The organism is Chitinophaga dinghuensis (genome assembly GCF_003259435.1).
GTDB lineage: Bacteria > Bacteroidota > Bacteroidia > Chitinophagales > Chitinophagaceae > Chitinophaga > Chitinophaga dinghuensis.
On record NZ_QLMA01000008.1, the window covers coordinates 193,533 to 211,240 of the forward strand.

Below are 17,708 nucleotides of genomic sequence, written 5' to 3' on the forward strand. Positions count from 1 at the left end.
AATAATGACTTTATGCTGTTTAAATAAATGCTTCCATCCGCAGTGAGTCAGCGTACACACAGGTGGGATTGACAATGCAGGTATGTATATTTCAGGATAAGGTGGATTTCTATTTATCCATATTGACAGATTTGACGAAATTGTAATAGAATCTTTCCAATAGTCTCATATCTTTCGTTACTATTTTGGCATGTATTTTCAGGCCGCTCTTGTAGGGTATATTATAATCCCTTTGCGTCTTAAGTCCATCTTGCAGCCGTATATTCCCCAGGAAGCCGCTATCAGCAGGCACATTGGAGATATAAGACACGGTGCCAAACAACTCTCCAAACTCCTGGAAAGGATATGCCTCAAATTGCAGCCGAACTTTCATTCCCGTATCGATTTTCCCGAAGTTGTTTTGTCGGAAATTGGCTTCCACGTAAACGGCATCTTCGTTTGGAATGGTATAACCGATTTGTTTGCCCTGCTGCATATGTTTATTTTCTTGCATGGGTAACAAATAATTAATTTTACCTGCAATCGGAGATGAAATGACATACTTTCTCACCCATTCATCCAGGGAATATTTGAAAACGCCTAATGCTTGCTGGTACACGCTCAGTTGTTGTTGGATTTCATGTGTTAATTCATCAATTTCTTTCTGTTTATCGCTTAATTTCGACTGATTGGTGGAAAGGGTATAATCATAGTTATTGATGGATATTTCTTTATTGAGTACTATACTTTTGGCTTTGCGGAATTCTTCCTCAGAAATCACTTTTTCATCAAATAGTCTGCTTTGCATATTGAAGGTGGCTTCCGTCATTTTCATATCCTGTATTGCTAATTCCTTTTGCCGGACAACTATTTCATTTTCATTAGCCATTCGTGCCATATCCTCTCGCAATATTTCTCTTTTGCGTATATAATATCCATGGTCGGTGTAATCCCGGAACTGTTCTCTGGCTTTCAGAAAATCCTGATAGTCTTTTTGCACCTCTCCTAGTTGCTGATAGGGGCCTTGGAAGGTGGCAATGGATTCCGGATACAAACCTTTATCGAGCAAGATGATGGCGCTGTCTGCCTGGCCTTGCAAACGAAGAATGGAAGCATGATCTCCGGTGGATTCAATCCAGGCAAGGATGGCGCCTTTTTCTACCACTGTGTTATTGGTGACGAATAGTTTAACTAATCGTCCATCCTGGTTGACCAATATTTCTTTGGGGGCATTTACTGCAGTAAGCACGCCATCTGCGTCTACGATATCAGGAAATCTGATGAACCAGCAGATCAATGTGATACCAACAAATATACCCGCATAAAACAGTAATGCCCATCTCTCCATAAATCCTGTTTTCCGGGACATAATCTCATCCACGGCCTCAGACCGGTTAATAACGGTATTGCGCAAATCGTTCAGGGAATCAGCAGCCTCTTCTTCCGTACGGATTACAGTATCTGCGGGTGTCGTTGTTATATGTTTTTTTACAGTTTCCATTATTTACCCAGTTCAAGTTGATTTTTTACCAGTTCATAATAGTATCCTTTCTGTGCTGTCAGGGATTCATGGGTACCTTCCTCCACTATTTTTCCATGACGCAGCACAACAATTTTATCTGCATTCTTTACGGTACTCAGGCGATGTGCTACGATCAGCACCGTTTTCCCTTCAAAGAACTCGTTGAGGTTCTCAACAATGACCTTCTCATTATTAGCATCCAATGCATTGGTGGCTTCATCAAAAAACAGGTACTCGGGATTTTTGTATACCGCTCTGGCAATAAATAATCGCTGCCGCTGTCCCTGGCTGACGCCTACTCCTTCTGCGCCAATCCTGGTATTAAACCCATTTGGCAGGGTTTCAATAAAGGATAAAATATTGGCTACTTTGCAGCTCATTATTAAGCGATCTTCATCTATATGTTCATCCCCTACAGCAATATTTCTTGCGATAGTATCGTTAAAAACGTAGCTATCCTGCAATACAGCGCCACAGTTTCTCCGCCAGAATACCGGGCTGATAAACCGAAGGTCGTTCTCTCCTACTTTCAATTCGCCCGTATATTGGCTATATATTTTCAGCAGTAATTTCAAAATGGTGGTTTTTCCGCTGCCACTGTCCCCCACTAGTGCCGTTACTTTTCCACCGGGAATAGTCAGGTCAATATTCTCTAGCACCGGCGCATTTCCCGCGCCGGGGTAAGTAAAGGAAAGCTGATTAACGCGGATCGTTTTTTCTTGTGGCAGGCGATCAATAAATGTTTGATCTACCGGTTCTTCATCCTCCAGTTCATGAATTTCATTCAATCGCTCCAAACTAATCTTTACGTCTTGCACACTTTGCGCCAATCCGATGAACTGCGATACAGGTCCGCTTAGTTGACCAATAATGTATTGAATGGACAACATGGCGCCGAATGTCAGATGGCCATCCACTACCAGTTTTGCCACTGTGAAACTGATAACAATATCTTTTGCTTGTGTGATCAGCAGTGCACCTGCACTCTGCCACTGATTATAATTAAGGCTTTTGAAGTTTAGTTTAAACAACTGTACTTGTAAGCTTTCCCATCCCCAGCGTTTCACCTGCTCTGCATTGTTCAGCCTAATTTCCTGCATTCCCTGAACCAGTTCCAGTGTGGTACTTTTCTCCTTGGCAGAAAGTGCGAATACTTCATGATTAATTCTTCTCCGGAATCTCATGAAAAGCTTAATCCATCCAAAATACAGCGCATTACCTACTACGAACAAAATAAAGAGATTGATATCGTACATAATGAGGATAACCGCATATATCACAAAATTGAGCATCGAAAATAAAGTGGTGAGCGTCTGTCCGGTCAGGAAAGACTGCAACTGTTTATTATCGCTGATACGCTGTAAGGTATCTCCTGTATGACGTGAATCATAGTAAGACAGCGGGAGTCTGGTAAGTTTCATCCAAAAATCAGACAGGATGGATATATTGATGGTACCAGAGATAGCCAATTGAAGCCTGTTGCGGATAAAACTTATCACTGTGCTACTGAAGGTCAGCATCAGTTGCGCAAACAGTACTAATGTGATGTATTGCATATTTCCCGCGTTAATGCCGTTATCTACCATACTCTGGGTGAGAAATGGCATGATCAGTTGTAACAGCATTCCCATCAGAAGCGCAAAACATACCTGCGTCAATTGCCAGCGGCTGCTTTTCAGGTATTGGGAAATAAAACTCCATTTCAATTTGTGTTCTTTCTCTCCACTGTTCTCATAAAATTCGGGAGTAGGTTCCAATAATAATGCGGTACCTGTTCTTTGTTGGTCGCTGGTTTTATTGGTTGTCCATTTTCGCTCAAATTCTTTCGCCGGGATGGCTATCATCCCTTTTCCGGGATCCGCGAGTTTAACGGAGTTCCGTTTAATATCCACCAGTACTACAAAATGATTATGGTTCCAGTGCAAGATGGCTGGCAATGGCACAGATTTCAATTTATCAAATCCAATCTGTACTCCTCGGGTACGAAAGCCCATTTTCTCGGCTGTTTCACTTATTCCTAATAATGAAACGCCTTGTTTTCCTAGACCGGCTTTCTGCCGGATAGAATCAGTATTATAATGCCTACCATAATGACGCGCTATCATTCTCAGGCACGTGGGGCCACAATCCATGGCATTTAGCTGTCTATAAAACGGGAAAGGCATCTTGAAAAAATTACATCTAGTTAAAAAACTTCATTCTATACTAATGGCTGACTAAGTGTCTATTGCACTCCCGCTACTGACTCAATCTTCTTTTGCATCAATTCATTCCCAGGATAGGCGGTAAATTGATGTTTCAATACTCCTTTGTTATCGAAGATCAGATAGCTGGGGATACCACTAAAATGGAAAGTATCTAACAAATAATTCCATTCTTTCTGCGTCAGGTAAAACTGTTGCCCACCTATACCTTGGATATGTTTTTCCCATAATTTCTTTGGGGAACTGGGACTACTTATATAAACGAACACTACATCTTTGTCAGCCAGTTGTTTTTTATACTCTCTGGATGCTTTAATGGCTTCAAGGCAGGGCGCACACCAGGTTGCCCAAAAATCAACCACTACGGTTTTCCCCTTATATCTGGCAATGATTGCATTCATTAATGCTTCTGGGGATACATCAGGCGTAGTATTAAGTACCATTTCTTCTTTCAACCTGGCCATGTCTGCCACTTCCTGGTTTTTTTTAAGCAGTATTTTTTGCAGTTCGCTTCCTTTATAATATTGGGTGATGTTCTGCAATTGTGTATTTGTCAATGGTTTCAGCTCCAGGTCAAATTGCATTGCATAAGCATTGGAAATCAGCATATCATAGAACTGTCCCTTATCAAATCCCGTCAGATCGCCTATTATTGCTTTAATTGTTTTAGTCCATTCATGGATAGGAGTATCACCGATACGTGGAATATTTAATGTATTATTTCTCAACAATTCCTGTGTGAAGGTGGGGTAAGAAAAGCAATACAGGTTCATCGGATTATTCAGATCCAGATTCTTTAGAAAGATATAATCCTTTCTAACGGGTGTCTTTATATCAGTACTATCGGGCATTTTATGATTATTGGTAGCGCTGTAGTTAAACACCATTACTGTATGGTAATTGAATACATCATTATAGTATGTTGCTAACGAAAAATCCTTGAACTGTATATCCTTCATTTTTTTCGATAGAACAGTTGTTCGATCTAGTATGGAGCGTTTCCTTAGCAGCACACTATTGGTATGATCAACAAAGACACTAAAATCTTTATTATATAAGGGCTCCATAGGTTTCCCGGATCTTTCATTGATCATATTATTAAACTGATTCTGCGCATCTATGAGTTCTGCGTCCGTAAAACCAGCATTATAGTTAGTCTTTAATCTGTTAATAACGCCATCATCATTATAACCGAATGATATTGTAGATTCCTGACCGCTTTGCAGCAGCATTGTAACCTGATTATTGATATTTATATCCGTACTAATGACACATCTGCTAATATTTGTTTCCGTATTGACATTCAATGCAAACTGTCCCTTAAAATCAAGCGGCACTTTATATACGCCAACATCTCCAGTAAATGGTTGGGGCACACTTATCCAGACTTTAATACTATCTCTCATAATTGATCGCGGGATAGATACACTACCACTGATCTTAACAGTTCCGACTTTTGCAAATGGTTTGTCGAATTGCGCCATTGCAAACAACGGCAGCAGAAATACCAAAACGACGCAGGTCAACTTTATTCTAAATGATATCATGGTGATGATTTATTCTATATTAAGTTCTAAGATTTATTGAAGGCGACAATTGCCGCCTCCAATAAACTTCTAATAAACCTAGTTCAGGTCAGAACAGTGATTTACGTAATTGGGGGCATACTTACGGCATAATCCATCATATCGATGTCCCTGATAGTAAAAGCAACAAGAATTACCTTCATTTTTATCCTTACAAGCAGCCACTTTATCAGCAGCGCAACCATCGGAAATACCAGTAGAACCACCATCATCGGAACCGTCTCCACCAAGGATATTTTTGAGTTGTTCACGAGACAGCAATTCTTTTGCGCCGAGGTCCAGCGCTTTTAATTTAAGCTTTTTCATTCATGTGAATTTAGGTTGTTAAAAAAACAATACAGGCGAAGGTATAGGCTGCCTGTGCCTATTAATGACACTTGCAAGCGGGCGCGCACCGCTATATTCAGGTCATTAATTCATTCAAACTGTCATTTAAGCAGACAGAAAGTTTTTCAAATCATGGACATCATAGATATTGGGTAACTCATGATTATTAACATAAATAGTGGGGGTATGCGCAATCCCTGCCTTATCGCACCAATCGCGCATATCTTTAATCTTTCCTTCCTGTTGCACCAGCTCATTCTTGAGCGGATATCGGGCGGCAAATTGTGCATAATTCTTTTCGGGTGCCAGGTACCAATCGTCCAATGCCTGTTTGATTAAGTGTTCATTGTTATCAGCCGCAATTGCCAGTAGATGTTGCACAGGTAACTTCCGTTCATCGTAATCCTCATTGGTAGCCGTAAAAATGATTTGCACCTGTACATCCGGATTACGTTCCAGCAGATCTTCAATTGGTGGATGCGCTTTTGCGCATGGGCCACAGTAGGGATTACATACCTTCAGGATTTTGTTGGTAGCATTTGGATTACCGAGTATGATTCCCAAACCAGCCGCGCCTTCATGCACATTTTTCTGTTTACTTAATACTGCGTTAAACACGTCTGGATTATATTTCAGACGCTTCAGCTGGTTCTTAAAAAATTTGGTTCTTTTTAACTTTTTCAGCATTGGGAACAGTCGTACCACAGCCAGGAAGGCGATAGCGCCGAACATTGTAAATTGAAGTAAAGCAGACACTGAAAAGTTTGAGATGAGCATATCTGTTTTCCATATTACAATCGATGCTTGCAGTAATAATATTGCTTGTATGGTCAAACACAGTACGCACCATTGTTTTGCAATACGCCACTGAAAATATACTGAGTAGAAAACATATGGCAGCGCTAACAAGCTGACAATACCAGTAACGGATTGCATTTCTGGGGAAACAATGCCTTGTGCCAACATAAAAATCAACTGACCGGAGAAATAGGATAATCCTATAGTACTCCAACTTACACCCCAAATATGTGCCGCATTCGATTGCAAAATAGCATCGCAATTTACATGTTTACGTCCTTTACATAATTGTTGAATAACAGGATTATATCTGTCCAGGTCGTACCACATTAGTAAGATCCCTGTGAGTACGCCAGCAGCTGAAAGCACGGAGAACATTATCGGTGGCAGCGCTACCCAGCCCACTTGCAGGAATGCTTGTACATTTACGGTTGCAAATATGGCTATCAGCAGGGTTATTAAGGCGTACATACTAAAGGTATGGTACCGTTCTTCTCTTCGTTTATCTTTAAAATCTATTTCTCCTGCGTCATCTTCTGGTTCTGCTAACAGCACTACTCCGCTTGTCTGTTCAGCAAATTCCTGGAATGGATACTCTCTCCATTTCTTGCGTTCAGGATCAAAAGCGGATACCTTTTCACTATTGATAGTTTTTACTACAGTGAAGTATTCCATCTCGCTATCTTTGCCTTTTACCTGTGTAATAAAAGGAGGCGGTATCTTCGCCATATCTCCAGGAGCAAAACTCGCAGTGATATTTCCCACCTTATATTTACTAAAAACATCACTAATACTCAACAAGCTGGGATAATCCGGATGATCTTCCACTTCCTGCTGCAATGTGGTGTAGGATAATTTTACATCCACCAGTTCTAAAAATAAATGCGCAGCCATAGGGCCATTAGGCCTCGGTTCCGAGAGTCTCCAAAACATGGGAAGGTTATTTTAATTATTGAAAAATAGTGCAATCAGTGTAACGCAGAAATATTCAGTATAGCATTCCCTATCTCCGGGAGCTATTTTGTGGCATTTTCAGAGTCAACAGTTTCATAACATAACAAGCTTTAGTGGACTTAAAAATAGGTTCATTGATTATGTATACAAATCACATTTTAAAGCGTGCTCTCAGCGGTGACGAGTATAGCTTAATACAGGCATAGAACATGTTTAATAAAGCTGCATTTATCAATACATTTAGGCAACGTGGACAAAAAAAGATTTAGCAACAAAATATAAGGGGCCAAAACGCAGGCTCACAACTCAGATAATACATTCATTTCTTCGGCTTGAATGAAAGTAGATTCTTTTTCAATAATAACCAATAGAAATTTTTAACAAGATAAACTATAATGAAACTTCAGTTTTACCGATTGCGTCATCAGGCGGATATTACCAGAAATAATTTGCTTCTAAATTTCTGTCGGCATTACACCTGCATATTAATCAAACTCTTCAAGGAGTAAAAAAAGTGGAAATAAAATACAAAAAAGTGCGAATTTTGTATTAGCCTCAAACACGAGTTCGCAGTTTATACATGGCCATCCCCAACAAATTTAAAGGGCGTAATATGCAAGTACAAAAAGGAAAAAAGGAGCGCTTACAGCAGGACGAGTTGGGAGTAATGATTCGTTCAAACGAGCATCCTTATATTTCAGCCGATCATCAAGCAAAACTACTGCAACCCCGCAGACTAGCTTCCTATTTTATTGTATTAATTGAGCATGGTTCGATTACATACAACATAGATTCGCAAAACTTTCCACTGACAGACGGGCACTTACTTTTTGCAATGCCCAATCAAATACTTATCCCTCCCGCCAAAGCAGACCACCTTAAATACTTCAAGTTGCTGTTTGATGAAAACACACTAGCATTGCTGCCACAGCCATTCCCTTTTTTGGTCAACCCTTTGAATGCACAAACGATAGTACTTGAAAGCGCTGCAAAGGAGAGAGTAATAACAGTTTTTGGGATATTAAACCAGATATTATATGCTGATAAGTATGAGACCGATACAGAAATAATATTAGCTTATTTGCATTCATTACTATCAGAGTTAAACAGTGCTTATTTCAAAAACAATGCATCTCCCCATATTTTAAACAGCAACCTTTCAAAGTTTATAGCGTTCAAATTAGCCGTAGAAACTCATCTGACAGAGCAACCCTCTATCAATGCTATTGCAGAGAAACTGGCTTTATCTACGAACAGTTTATATCGTATTGTAAAAGAATATACGGGAACATCGCCCAAAGATTATTTTATTCACCGATTGATGGCGGAAGCTCAGCGGAGATTACGATATTCTAATACTTCCGTCAAAGAACTGGCTTATGAATTAGGTTTTAATGACCCCGATTATTTTTCTAGGCTATTCAAAAAAAGTACGGGAAAAAGCGCCAGTGAATTTCTGCCCAAGCAAGATTTGTCGGGGAAATAAAGTGAATTGTCCATTCCCCTTATCTTTTGGCCCTCTACTTTTGTCTTATTAAATTCACACCAGCAATGAAATATGCATTAGTAACAGGCGCCAATAAAAGCATTGGTTTCGAAGTTGTGCAGCAGCTTGCTCAAAAAGGAATCCACGTATTCCTCGGCAGTCGTAATTTAGCAAATGGCATGGAGGCTATTCGTCAGCTAAAAGCGAAAGGGTTAAACAACGTTGAAGTTATTCAGCTGGATACCACAGATGACGCATCCGTAATAAATGCGCGGAGAGAAATAGGCAACAAAACAAAAGTATTAGATATACTTATAAATAATGCGGGTATTTATGGCGGCTATCCACAATCAGCACTGGACGCATCAATTGATCAGTTTAAAGCAGCCTATGAGGTAAATATTTACGGCGTTGTGCGAGTTACACAAGCATTTATTGATTTATTAAAAAAATCATCAGCGCCCCGCATTGTGAATGTAAGTTCGAGTCAAGGTTCCATTACGCTGCACAGCGACCCCACCTATAAATATTATGACTATAAAGGCGCCGTATATCTATCTTCAAAATCGGCCTTAAATATGTATACAGTTGTTTTGGCCTATGAACTAAAAAATACAAACTTCAAAATAAATGCAGTTTGCCCGGGATACACCAAAACTGATTTCAACGGGCATCGTGGTACGGGAACGCTGGAAGATGCCGGCAAACGGATTATAAAGTATGCTTTAATTGATAATGATGGCCCTACAGGGAAATTTTTTAGTGAGGAAAATAATCCTGTAACCGGAGAAATACCCTGGTGAATTGTTCATCAGGGTGCTTCCCTACTCTTTTAGGCTTACCCCAGTGCGCCTAGTTGTCGTAAATATTCTTTACCATCCATATTCCCGATCGTGAATTCATATTCCAATAGCTTACTCTTCTCTGTCTTAGTATAAGGCCGTTCATAGATCGCAGACAATATTTTGTCTTCATCCGTTACAGGGTCGAAAATATGTTTTAAGTCACGATACGCGTTATAATATCTAACGCCCAGTATCCTTTGGGACATGGCATTGAAATGGATACCATCAGGATTTGCAGTAAGTCCTTGCGCAGTCACAAAGTAGCTATTGGAGTGGGAGTTGGCAAAGTGCACCAATGCATCGTTAACCAAAGGATAGGCGGTAAAATACTGGCCAAATAGTCCGTTCGATAAGTAGTCGCCTAAAGCGCCTACGATAAGTGGCACTTCCTGGATATTTAATTCTTGACGTAGTGTACGGATAATCACAGCCAGTTTTTCAGAATAGTCTTTTGCCTGCTCCGGAGAGCAGTCGTTTTCTCCCTGATGCCATAAGATCCCTTTGATGACGCTTGTTCGCTGGGCGAGTCTGGCTTGAGAAAGGGTATTTTCAAAGAGAGCACCACCAACCGCCCAGTCATCCAGGCTACTACCTCCTTCAGCGCACGGAATCAGGCCAATCTCATCCTGCGCATGATCCAGCCTCCATAAAGCGGCAAATGAGGCAGCCAACCCTACGCCTGAACTAGGTCGATCAAAGTGGATAGGTTCGGTCATCATTTGCCATAATCCATTTCTCTGCATTTTAATATGCTCATCAATGATCAACGGAACATCTTTCGCATAACCACGACCGGCCATATTGGACTGCCCGATCATTAAAAAGGAATGTATCATATCTATGCTTTTTACGGAAGGAAATAGCTTTCTTCTAACTTGAAAAGTAGAGATTTTTTGTTAATATGTCAAGTTTATAAGAGAATCAATTGCGTCGCGACTCACGCAAATGTTTATGACAGAAATTATTGTTAAATTGACTTTTATTAAGTAAACTATAAGCCCTGTCTAAATCATCTACATTAACAGAAGAAACTATTGCTATGAATAAATTTAAAACAGCTGCTATACAAATACTTACCGAAAGCAAAAAACCACTTCATTATAAGGAGATAGCTAAACTTGCATTAGAGAAAGGGATATTAGAGACAGAAGGCGCGACCCCGGATGCCAGCATGAATGCTCAAATAATAACGGATATAAACAAAAAAGGTGAAGGGTCAGATTTTATCAAAACAGCTCCATCTACTTATAGCTTAAATCCCCATAAGAAGGTACTAGAACCTCAAAGGCAAAAGAAAGTACTAGAGCTGGAAGCAGTAGAGGAAGAAAAAATCAATTTAGAAACGGGCTTTATTGGCAAGGCTGGTGAGCATTTGGTTTGTTCCGAGCTGTTATTTAGAGGGTATAATGCAAGCATCATGAGCGTAGATTCTGGTATGGATATTATCGCTACAAAGAATAACAAGCTTTTCTCCATTCAAGTAAAAACCGCCAATGCAAATGCATTTGATACCTATAATTTTGATGTAAGGAAAGTATCTTTTGAAAAAGATTATGCCGGTAATACTTTTTATGTATTCATTCTTAAAGGAAAAGCACAGACTCAATTCTTAATTATTCCTTTGCATGAGATGGAAAAGAAAGTAGCTGAAAAGGGAATTATTTATATACAGAGCTATAAAAGATATCGGGTCAAAATTGATGTTAGAAATGAAAAAGTCTATCTGGGCAACAGAAACCATGAAATGAACTATTATCTAAACAATTGGGAGATTATTAAATAATATCTCCTTCAAGAAGAAAAGGAGTTTTCAGTGATTCGCGTTTGCAAATGTACTTCGTATAGCTTGAAACCAGTTCCCGGATAAGATAAGAGGAAAGACGCGGTCAGCAGCAGCTTCTTTTTTGTATCTGTAAGGTTCGTTTTGTATGATTTACCTTTTAATAGTAAAAACAAAAAAGCCGCTTAAATCACAGGATTTAAACGGCTTTAATAACCTTTGATATTTATATTGTGATCCCGTTGGTAGTAGCACATATCTTCGTAATATCTTGTAGAATGGGTGTTTGATAGTGGTGAGCGTTTATTGCTAACCGTGACACTGACCTGAAAATTGTTTGTTCAGTTTTGTCAGAATCAAGTGATAAACAATATCAGCTTTTTTTCTATTTTTATATCTTGACATGAGTTTTCACCTCTGTACTTAATAGAAAAAAAATGCGCCTTTTAAACATAAAACTATTCGTTTTTGCAGGGATCTTAACATTTCTTTTTCAAATATCATCTTCCTCCCTTTATGCACAAAGGACAATTGACCAGTTAAATGCAAACCTCCAAGCTATGTATAAAAGTTATAAATTGCCTGGTTTCAGCATTGCCATAGTAAACAAAGGTAAAGTTATATATGAAAACGGGTACGGTTATGCAGATATAAAAGCCAGAAAGCCATTTACTCCTACTACTATTCAAAACATTGGCTCTATAAGTAAAACTTTCGTTGCAGTAGCTTTAATGAAGGCGATAGAACATGGGTATTTTACTTTGGAAACGAACATCAATGATATATTACCTTTCAAGGTATCAAACCCATATTTTCCTAATGATTCCATTAAGATCAAACATCTTGTAACTCATACATCCGGAATAGTAGACAGAAATGAAATCTACTATAAATCATATATTTGGGACACCAAAAATATATCTATTCTTAAAGAACTGCTCCCTTCATCCATCTATAGTATAATGTCCACAGGAGCTGATGTGGATACTACATTGAAAGACTTTATGTATTCATATCTCAATTCAGATGGAAAGTTTTTCACAAAAGAAAACTTTTATGATAGCAGGCCCGGGGAAAGATCCGAATATAGCAATATTGCTTCAGCCCTTGCAGCTTACTTAATTGAATGCAAATCAGGTAAGTCTTTTAGTGAGTATTCAGAACTATTCATATTAACCCCATTAAAGATGTTCAAATCAGGATGGTTTTTAAAGTCCATTGATCTATCCCAACACACCAAACTTTATGCTGAAAATATGGAAGTCTTCCCTTTATATCAGCTCGTGACTTATCCTGATGGTGGACTTAGAACTTCAGTGGATGATTTAAGTAAGTATGTAATTGAGATGATAAAAGGATTTAATGGGAAATCTGATATTTTATCTCAGAAATTCTATGTAGAAATGTTCACACCTCAACTTTTTGTGACTACCCCCCCAAAGAATATTAACCTTAACAAGAGAAATAAAGGTATTTTTTGGAACTTATATCCAACTGGTTATATCGGGCATGATGGAGATGATCCAGGAATTAGTACTTGTCTACGCTTCAATCCCAAAACTAAAACCGGATATGTATTCTTAACTAACATAATGGCAACTAACGAGGTTCTATCTGGAGAGATCAAATCTATTGAAAAAGTATTAGAAGATTTCTGCGACAGCATCAGGAGCCAAAATTAGTATGTCGCAAGTACATTGCCCCGAAATTTCCAACTTACAACGCTATATTTTTTCGGGGGGAGGTCAGCATTTGGGAGTTATCATAGTTTCTGTTTGTTTTAGTTTGCTGATTCCACAAGGACTGGTAGCACAAACCGACCCGGTATTTCAACCCATATCACCTGATATCATCCAACTATCGTCCATGATGTTGGGGGAAAACCGTAAAGTGTATATCTACGTGCCGCCAGCAGATACCTTACTGCCCGATAAGCATTACCCGGTATTGTACTTACTGGATGGAGACAATCACTTTAGCCTGATAGCTCCTACTAACGCATCCGGATATGTTTGGTGCATATATAGCAATTCGTCCATCCTTCTGGTGGGATCAGGGATATTTGCTTCGGCTCGCTGATAAAAGTTTAAGAAATGACCATGTATTAAACAAAATGATCTTCTACAGTGATGTCAATGAAGGAATGTCGGACGACAAATCTACCTTCCATGCAGATCTGCTAAAATTCGACGCTTTGATTAACCAAAGGAAGATCGCGGGTTTGGACTATAAGTATGTTCATTATCCTGAAGATACACATATGACAGAACCGGTGAAAGCCTATTATGATGCATTGCGATTTATTTTCAGACAATGGGATATACCTCAAACAGATCCGAAATTATTAAATGCGGCATTTATTAAAAGACATTATCAGCAACTATCTCAGCGGTATGGATATGCTATTACACCAACAGAAGCGAGCATTACCAATCTGGCAATGGATTTAATAGCTGACTATGGGGCCCTGTATAATGCGATAAGTTTACTGGAAATGAATACTCAAAACTACCCCTCATCAGCAAATGCCTTCAGCCTGTTAGGCGATGCGTACCTGAGAAATGGCGATCGTTCAAAGGCAGTGGTTTGTTACAGGAAGGCGCTCGCATTAAACCCCAGGATTCAAAATGCAAAAGCAATGGAAGTCTTTATAAGCAGCTTCAATAAGTAGATAGTAAACAAATTTGGGAAGCTCGGAGGGTGTCGGCTTGCAACTGATTTGTCAGGAAGCCAAGTTATCTTTTTATCATAAAAACAGAAAAGCCGCATAAATCCAGTGATTTAAGCGGCTTTAATTTCCTTTAATGATTTAGTAAAAAACGGCTGACCAGAGAGAATTAGTCAGCCGTTTTTATTTATCATAAAATTTAGTTTTGTCTCAGGATTCTAAATGTTCCGGAAATAGGAACTTGTTCACTCGGCTTGCCTGATGCAGAATCGGCTGGTTGTACAGCAGTGCCACTGATGCTGCCAGAAATATACTGACCTGCATTGCCGGTTTGCGTAATGTTTACTTGTATGTTTGGTGAGTTGAGATACGTATTGGTATAAAGATAAAAACTAGTTGGAGTATAAGTACCAACAGCTATATCACTAATTGTCCAACTCAGGCTTTCTCCCTGGGTTCTTCTGGTAACGAAAAATGTATTTGTCGTAGTGTCACCATATCCATTACGATACAAAAGCAACGAGTCCGTAATGCTGTTGAAGCTGTAAGAGGTGCTTCCAACCGTTAGTGAAACGCTACCATATTGTACATTATCGCAAGCTTGTACATCTTGGGTAACAACACCTGCAGTTACCTGTATGGTTGTAGTAGAAGCCTTGCTTGCATCTGTATCAACCGCAGTAATGGTCGCATCAGCGAGGTTAGTATTACAACGTATTATCGTTGCCTGATAACTACCGTTTTGAAGCACTGCAGCATAGTTAACCCCTTCAATTTTGATGGCTACTGCCCCATTTTTAACAGGTGTATTATTGCAGGTAATCAGCTGGCCTTTTATGGTTAACGCCCCTGGGGTCGAAAAGGTAACAGCGATCTTACCAAGATCAGTATCTTTTGATAACGGATCTATTTTTTTGGTATAAACAATTTCATTGCATTTATCTCTTAAGGTTAAAGTCAGCTGTTCATTAGCAGGAACACCACCTTTTACAGTCCCGGTCATATCAGTTGTTGCATAGCTGTTATTGCCGTCTGCACGGGTTAAGGTAACGCGCATATTACCTAAAGGTATCCCATTTGCATCCTGGAATGTTGCCTGAAATTGCACTAAAGGAAACTGTGCATCACAATTCCAGAAAGAGAAATGTTTCACTGTTCCAACATAACTATCTCCTGATTTAGTAGCTTTTCCTTCTTCTTTCCATAGACCATCAGCTTCATCAAAATGCCATAATGGAATGGTTGATGGAGCAGAAGCTTGTAAACTCGCAGGGATCGTCATTTTGAAGTTAACATCCTGTTTACCATCGAGGTGGAGTTTTTCTCCATTTTCCCCCTGCAACTCCAATGCCATCATGCCATAGGACTTCAATCCTACTTCCTCGTTATTACTGTTTATCGCACGCAGGTCACCAGGAAGCTGGCTGGCAAAGTTAGCATCTTCCGGATTGATTGGCGCATAAATAAGACTGGCTTTACCGGCATAAGGCTGGTTATTGCCATCCAATACCTGGTTCGCAGTAAAAGTAAATTGTGCATTGGAGGCATTAATAGTGCCTCCTTTACTGGCATCGAAAGTGCCGGCAGCTTTTTTAGGGAGCAACTGTATTTGTACGAATTGTGTTTTCCCTGTGCCGGTAACTTGAAAAGTTCTGAATCCATTAAAGTAGCCGGCTTTCTTAACGATAGCGACAGCGGCATACTCTCTCATATCAGCTTTGGGTATCTGGAAAGCGCCGTTCTGATCAGTAATAGCGGAGCTATTGCCACAGCTGACAGCCGCGCCGGATACCGGCCGATTCTTTTCGTCCAGCACGATGCCCTGAACGCCCGCACTGATTTGTTTGCTAGAAATATTTGTTCCTGGCGTGATAGTATAGTCTGCAGGAATACTTTCTTTGTTGCATGCTGCAAAAATCAACAAACTACAAGCTACCGTAAGCTGAAAAAATTTGTTCATAGGTATAAGGGGTATATTTTGGCGCAAAGATATTCTCTTCTTATTGTAAATTATCAAAAAAAATAATCTGATAGAGGAACATCAGTTAATTACAAATAATCAGGCCGTCTCAACTTTTCGAGATAACCTGTCAGTTACATGCTGATTTTTTTATTCAAAAATCAGCTATTTTCTTCGCTGAAATTGCCGCCACCATTTTGATTCACATCCATGTTGTCCATATTTCTTTACATTTTGTCTCGGTTTGAACTTTGAATACTGTTGCAGCACATCTGAACGGACGGCTTTGATATAATCGGTTACTGTTCTGGACACCGCTGCGTATTGGTGCAACAGGTCGAAGGCCTGGAATTATATCCACCGCTGTTTATAAGAGAATATATTTGGCCAAATTCTCATGCTACAAAGTGGATATCAGATTATTACGTTTCGATAAGGGTATTAGGCCTATTGGAATAGAATGTGCTAAAGCCACTCTTCATGATTCTACCCAAGGCATTTACGGACCTGCAGTAAAATTCATTATTTTACAGCCTTTATCATCTTAACCCGAAAAATGTCGACCTAATGTTCAATACACTGGTAAGCCTCATGGGATCCGCTATTGATTCCGCAGACATCATTACTTTCCTGGAGCAGCACGGATTTAAATATCCAAAGAAGCCCTATATCTCCAACCGTTCAACCGAAATCTCCTACTGGATTGAAAATAAAAAACTGGGAATTGACCTGTTGTTCAATGCGCAGCCATACCTGGCAGCATACCCGCTGGTACAGAGCAACAAAAAAGGGATATTTGTACCACGACTGGCAAGTGCAAAGTGGTACAACAATAAATCCTCGACCACTTTCCCGGCCCAGGTAGACTTCAATGCCACTTTTGAGCACCTGAACACCTCCCTTGGCGCTCCTACGCTCAAAAGCAGCGAGATATCACCTATATGGCTAAACGACGATGGCAGTGAAAGTTTCTATCGCTGGCGTATTCCGGTCGATAAACAGAAATATATAAGCTGGGGACCGGAATTCACAGACGAACAGACTGTCAAGGATATTGTACTCGGACTGGATTACAGAAATCCATTATTCCACCTCTACAACGAAATGGATTACTGTACCCTGGAGCAATTTATGAAAGAGCAAACCTTTTATAAGACCTCCACCCTAATGTTCCTGCAATGGGCGCTTGACAGGAAACTTATTGCCGGCACCGTCCATACTGCCGCGCGGGACTGGGTGCAGAGCCAGCACAAAGGCTATGTGACAGAAGAAGATTTTGCCGCCGAACATGCATTTATCAAGGCTTATATTAAAAATCTCAGCGGACACGATGTGCTTTACGGCCGCGACCTGGCACTTACCTTCCTGAAAGACCCCGCACAGCAGAACAACTATCGGGGCGAAGCAGCAACAGCCGTCCTAGACGCGATACCAATTGACCAGGAACACTACAATATCGCTTCTGCCTTGTTGGATCGCCGGCTGAAAGAATACCAGGAACATAAATTTGCGAAGAGCGGGAAATAGGTTTATCCAATAAGTCAGGTAACACGCCAACCGTACCATAGCTGTAAGTTTTGGTTGTCATCCCAGGCGACA

The 17,708-nt window shown here is 40.0% G+C and carries 14 protein-coding genes; 7 read left to right on the forward strand and 7 right to left on the reverse strand.

Features of this window, described 5'->3' with window-relative positions; translation table 11 throughout:
• Nucleotides 1–109: 109 nt before the first annotated feature.
• The 5 genes from CLV59_RS22560 to CLV59_RS22580 all read right to left on the reverse strand — a co-directional run bounded on the left by CLV59_RS22560 (nt 110) and on the right by CLV59_RS22580 (nt 7,349).
• Nucleotides 110–1,480: an HlyD family secretion protein gene (locus CLV59_RS22560; protein ID WP_111594349.1), complete on the reverse strand. Its 1,371-nt coding sequence runs from the start codon at nt 1,478–1,480 to the stop codon at nt 110–112.
• Nucleotides 1,480–3,666: a peptidase domain-containing ABC transporter gene (locus CLV59_RS22565; protein WP_111594350.1), complete on the reverse strand. Its 2,187-nt coding sequence runs from the start codon at nt 3,664–3,666 to the stop codon at nt 1,480–1,482. Before CLV59_RS22565 ends, CLV59_RS22560 begins: the two co-directional genes overlap by 1 nt.
• Before the next feature lie 59 nt (nt 3,667–3,725).
• Entirely contained in the window at nt 3,726–5,252 is a 1,527-nt protein-coding gene (locus tag CLV59_RS22570; RefSeq protein WP_111594351.1) for a TlpA family protein disulfide reductase, read from the reverse strand.
• Between the two features lie 78 nt (nt 5,253–5,330).
• Entirely contained in the window at nt 5,331–5,597 is a 267-nt protein-coding gene (locus CLV59_RS22575) for a hypothetical protein (protein WP_111594352.1), read from the reverse strand.
• A gap of 126 nt (nt 5,598–5,723) precedes the next feature.
• Nucleotides 5,724–7,349, reverse strand: a complete 1,626-nt coding sequence (locus CLV59_RS22580) for a vitamin K epoxide reductase family protein (protein ID WP_111594353.1) — start codon at nt 7,347–7,349, stop codon at nt 5,724–5,726.
• Nucleotides 7,350–7,983: 634 nt separating this feature from the next.
• Here CLV59_RS22580 and CLV59_RS22585 point away from each other — a divergent pair.
• Together CLV59_RS22585 and CLV59_RS22590 are read left to right on the forward strand one after the other, a co-directional pair.
• Nucleotides 7,984–8,856, forward strand: a complete 873-nt coding sequence (locus CLV59_RS22585; RefSeq protein WP_111594535.1) for a helix-turn-helix domain-containing protein — start codon at nt 7,984–7,986, stop codon at nt 8,854–8,856.
• Between the two features lie 65 nt (nt 8,857–8,921).
• Nucleotides 8,922–9,659: an SDR family oxidoreductase gene (locus CLV59_RS22590; protein ID WP_111594354.1), complete on the forward strand. Its 738-nt coding sequence runs from the start codon at nt 8,922–8,924 to the stop codon at nt 9,657–9,659.
• Between the two features lie 35 nt (nt 9,660–9,694).
• Here CLV59_RS22590 and CLV59_RS22595 read toward each other — a convergent pair whose 3' ends face one another.
• Nucleotides 9,695–10,537: a sialate O-acetylesterase gene (locus CLV59_RS22595; protein ID WP_111594355.1), complete on the reverse strand. Its 843-nt coding sequence runs from the start codon at nt 10,535–10,537 to the stop codon at nt 9,695–9,697.
• Nucleotides 10,538–10,740: 203 nt separating this feature from the next.
• Here CLV59_RS22595 and CLV59_RS22600 point away from each other — a divergent pair, with 203 nt between their 5' ends.
• The 4 genes from CLV59_RS22600 to CLV59_RS22610 all read left to right on the forward strand — a co-directional run bounded on the left by CLV59_RS22600 (nt 10,741) and on the right by CLV59_RS22610 (nt 14,152).
• A complete protein-coding gene (locus tag CLV59_RS22600) occupies nt 10,741–11,484 on the forward strand; it encodes an HTH domain-containing protein (protein WP_111594356.1) in 744 nt (247 codons plus the stop codon).
• A 434-nt stretch (nt 11,485–11,918) separates the two neighbouring features.
• A complete protein-coding gene (locus CLV59_RS22605; protein WP_111594357.1) occupies nt 11,919–13,163 on the forward strand; it encodes a serine hydrolase domain-containing protein in 1,245 nt (414 codons plus the stop codon).
• Nucleotide 13,164: 1 nt separating this feature from the next.
• Nucleotides 13,165–13,560, forward strand: coding sequence for a hypothetical protein (locus tag CLV59_RS28820; RefSeq protein ID WP_146616281.1), 396 nt, complete (start codon nt 13,165–13,167; stop codon nt 13,558–13,560).
• Between the two features lie 34 nt (nt 13,561–13,594).
• A complete protein-coding gene (locus CLV59_RS22610; RefSeq protein ID WP_170137880.1) occupies nt 13,595–14,152 on the forward strand; it encodes a tetratricopeptide repeat protein in 558 nt (185 codons plus the stop codon).
• 196 nt (nt 14,153–14,348) lie between these two features.
• Here CLV59_RS22610 and CLV59_RS22615 read toward each other — a convergent pair whose 3' ends face one another.
• The gene (locus CLV59_RS22615; protein WP_111594359.1) at nt 14,349–16,109 is read right to left on the reverse strand and encodes a carboxypeptidase-like regulatory domain-containing protein; all 1,761 of its coding nucleotides are present in this window, start codon (nt 16,107–16,109) and stop codon (nt 14,349–14,351) included.
• 567 nt (nt 16,110–16,676) lie between these two features.
• On the opposite strand from CLV59_RS22615, the gene CLV59_RS22620 reads away from it, so the two are divergent.
• Complete coding sequence (locus tag CLV59_RS22620) at nt 16,677–17,636, forward strand: hypothetical protein (protein ID WP_111594360.1); 960 nt, start codon at nt 16,677–16,679, stop codon at nt 17,634–17,636.
• Nucleotides 17,637–17,708 lie beyond the last annotated feature (72 nt).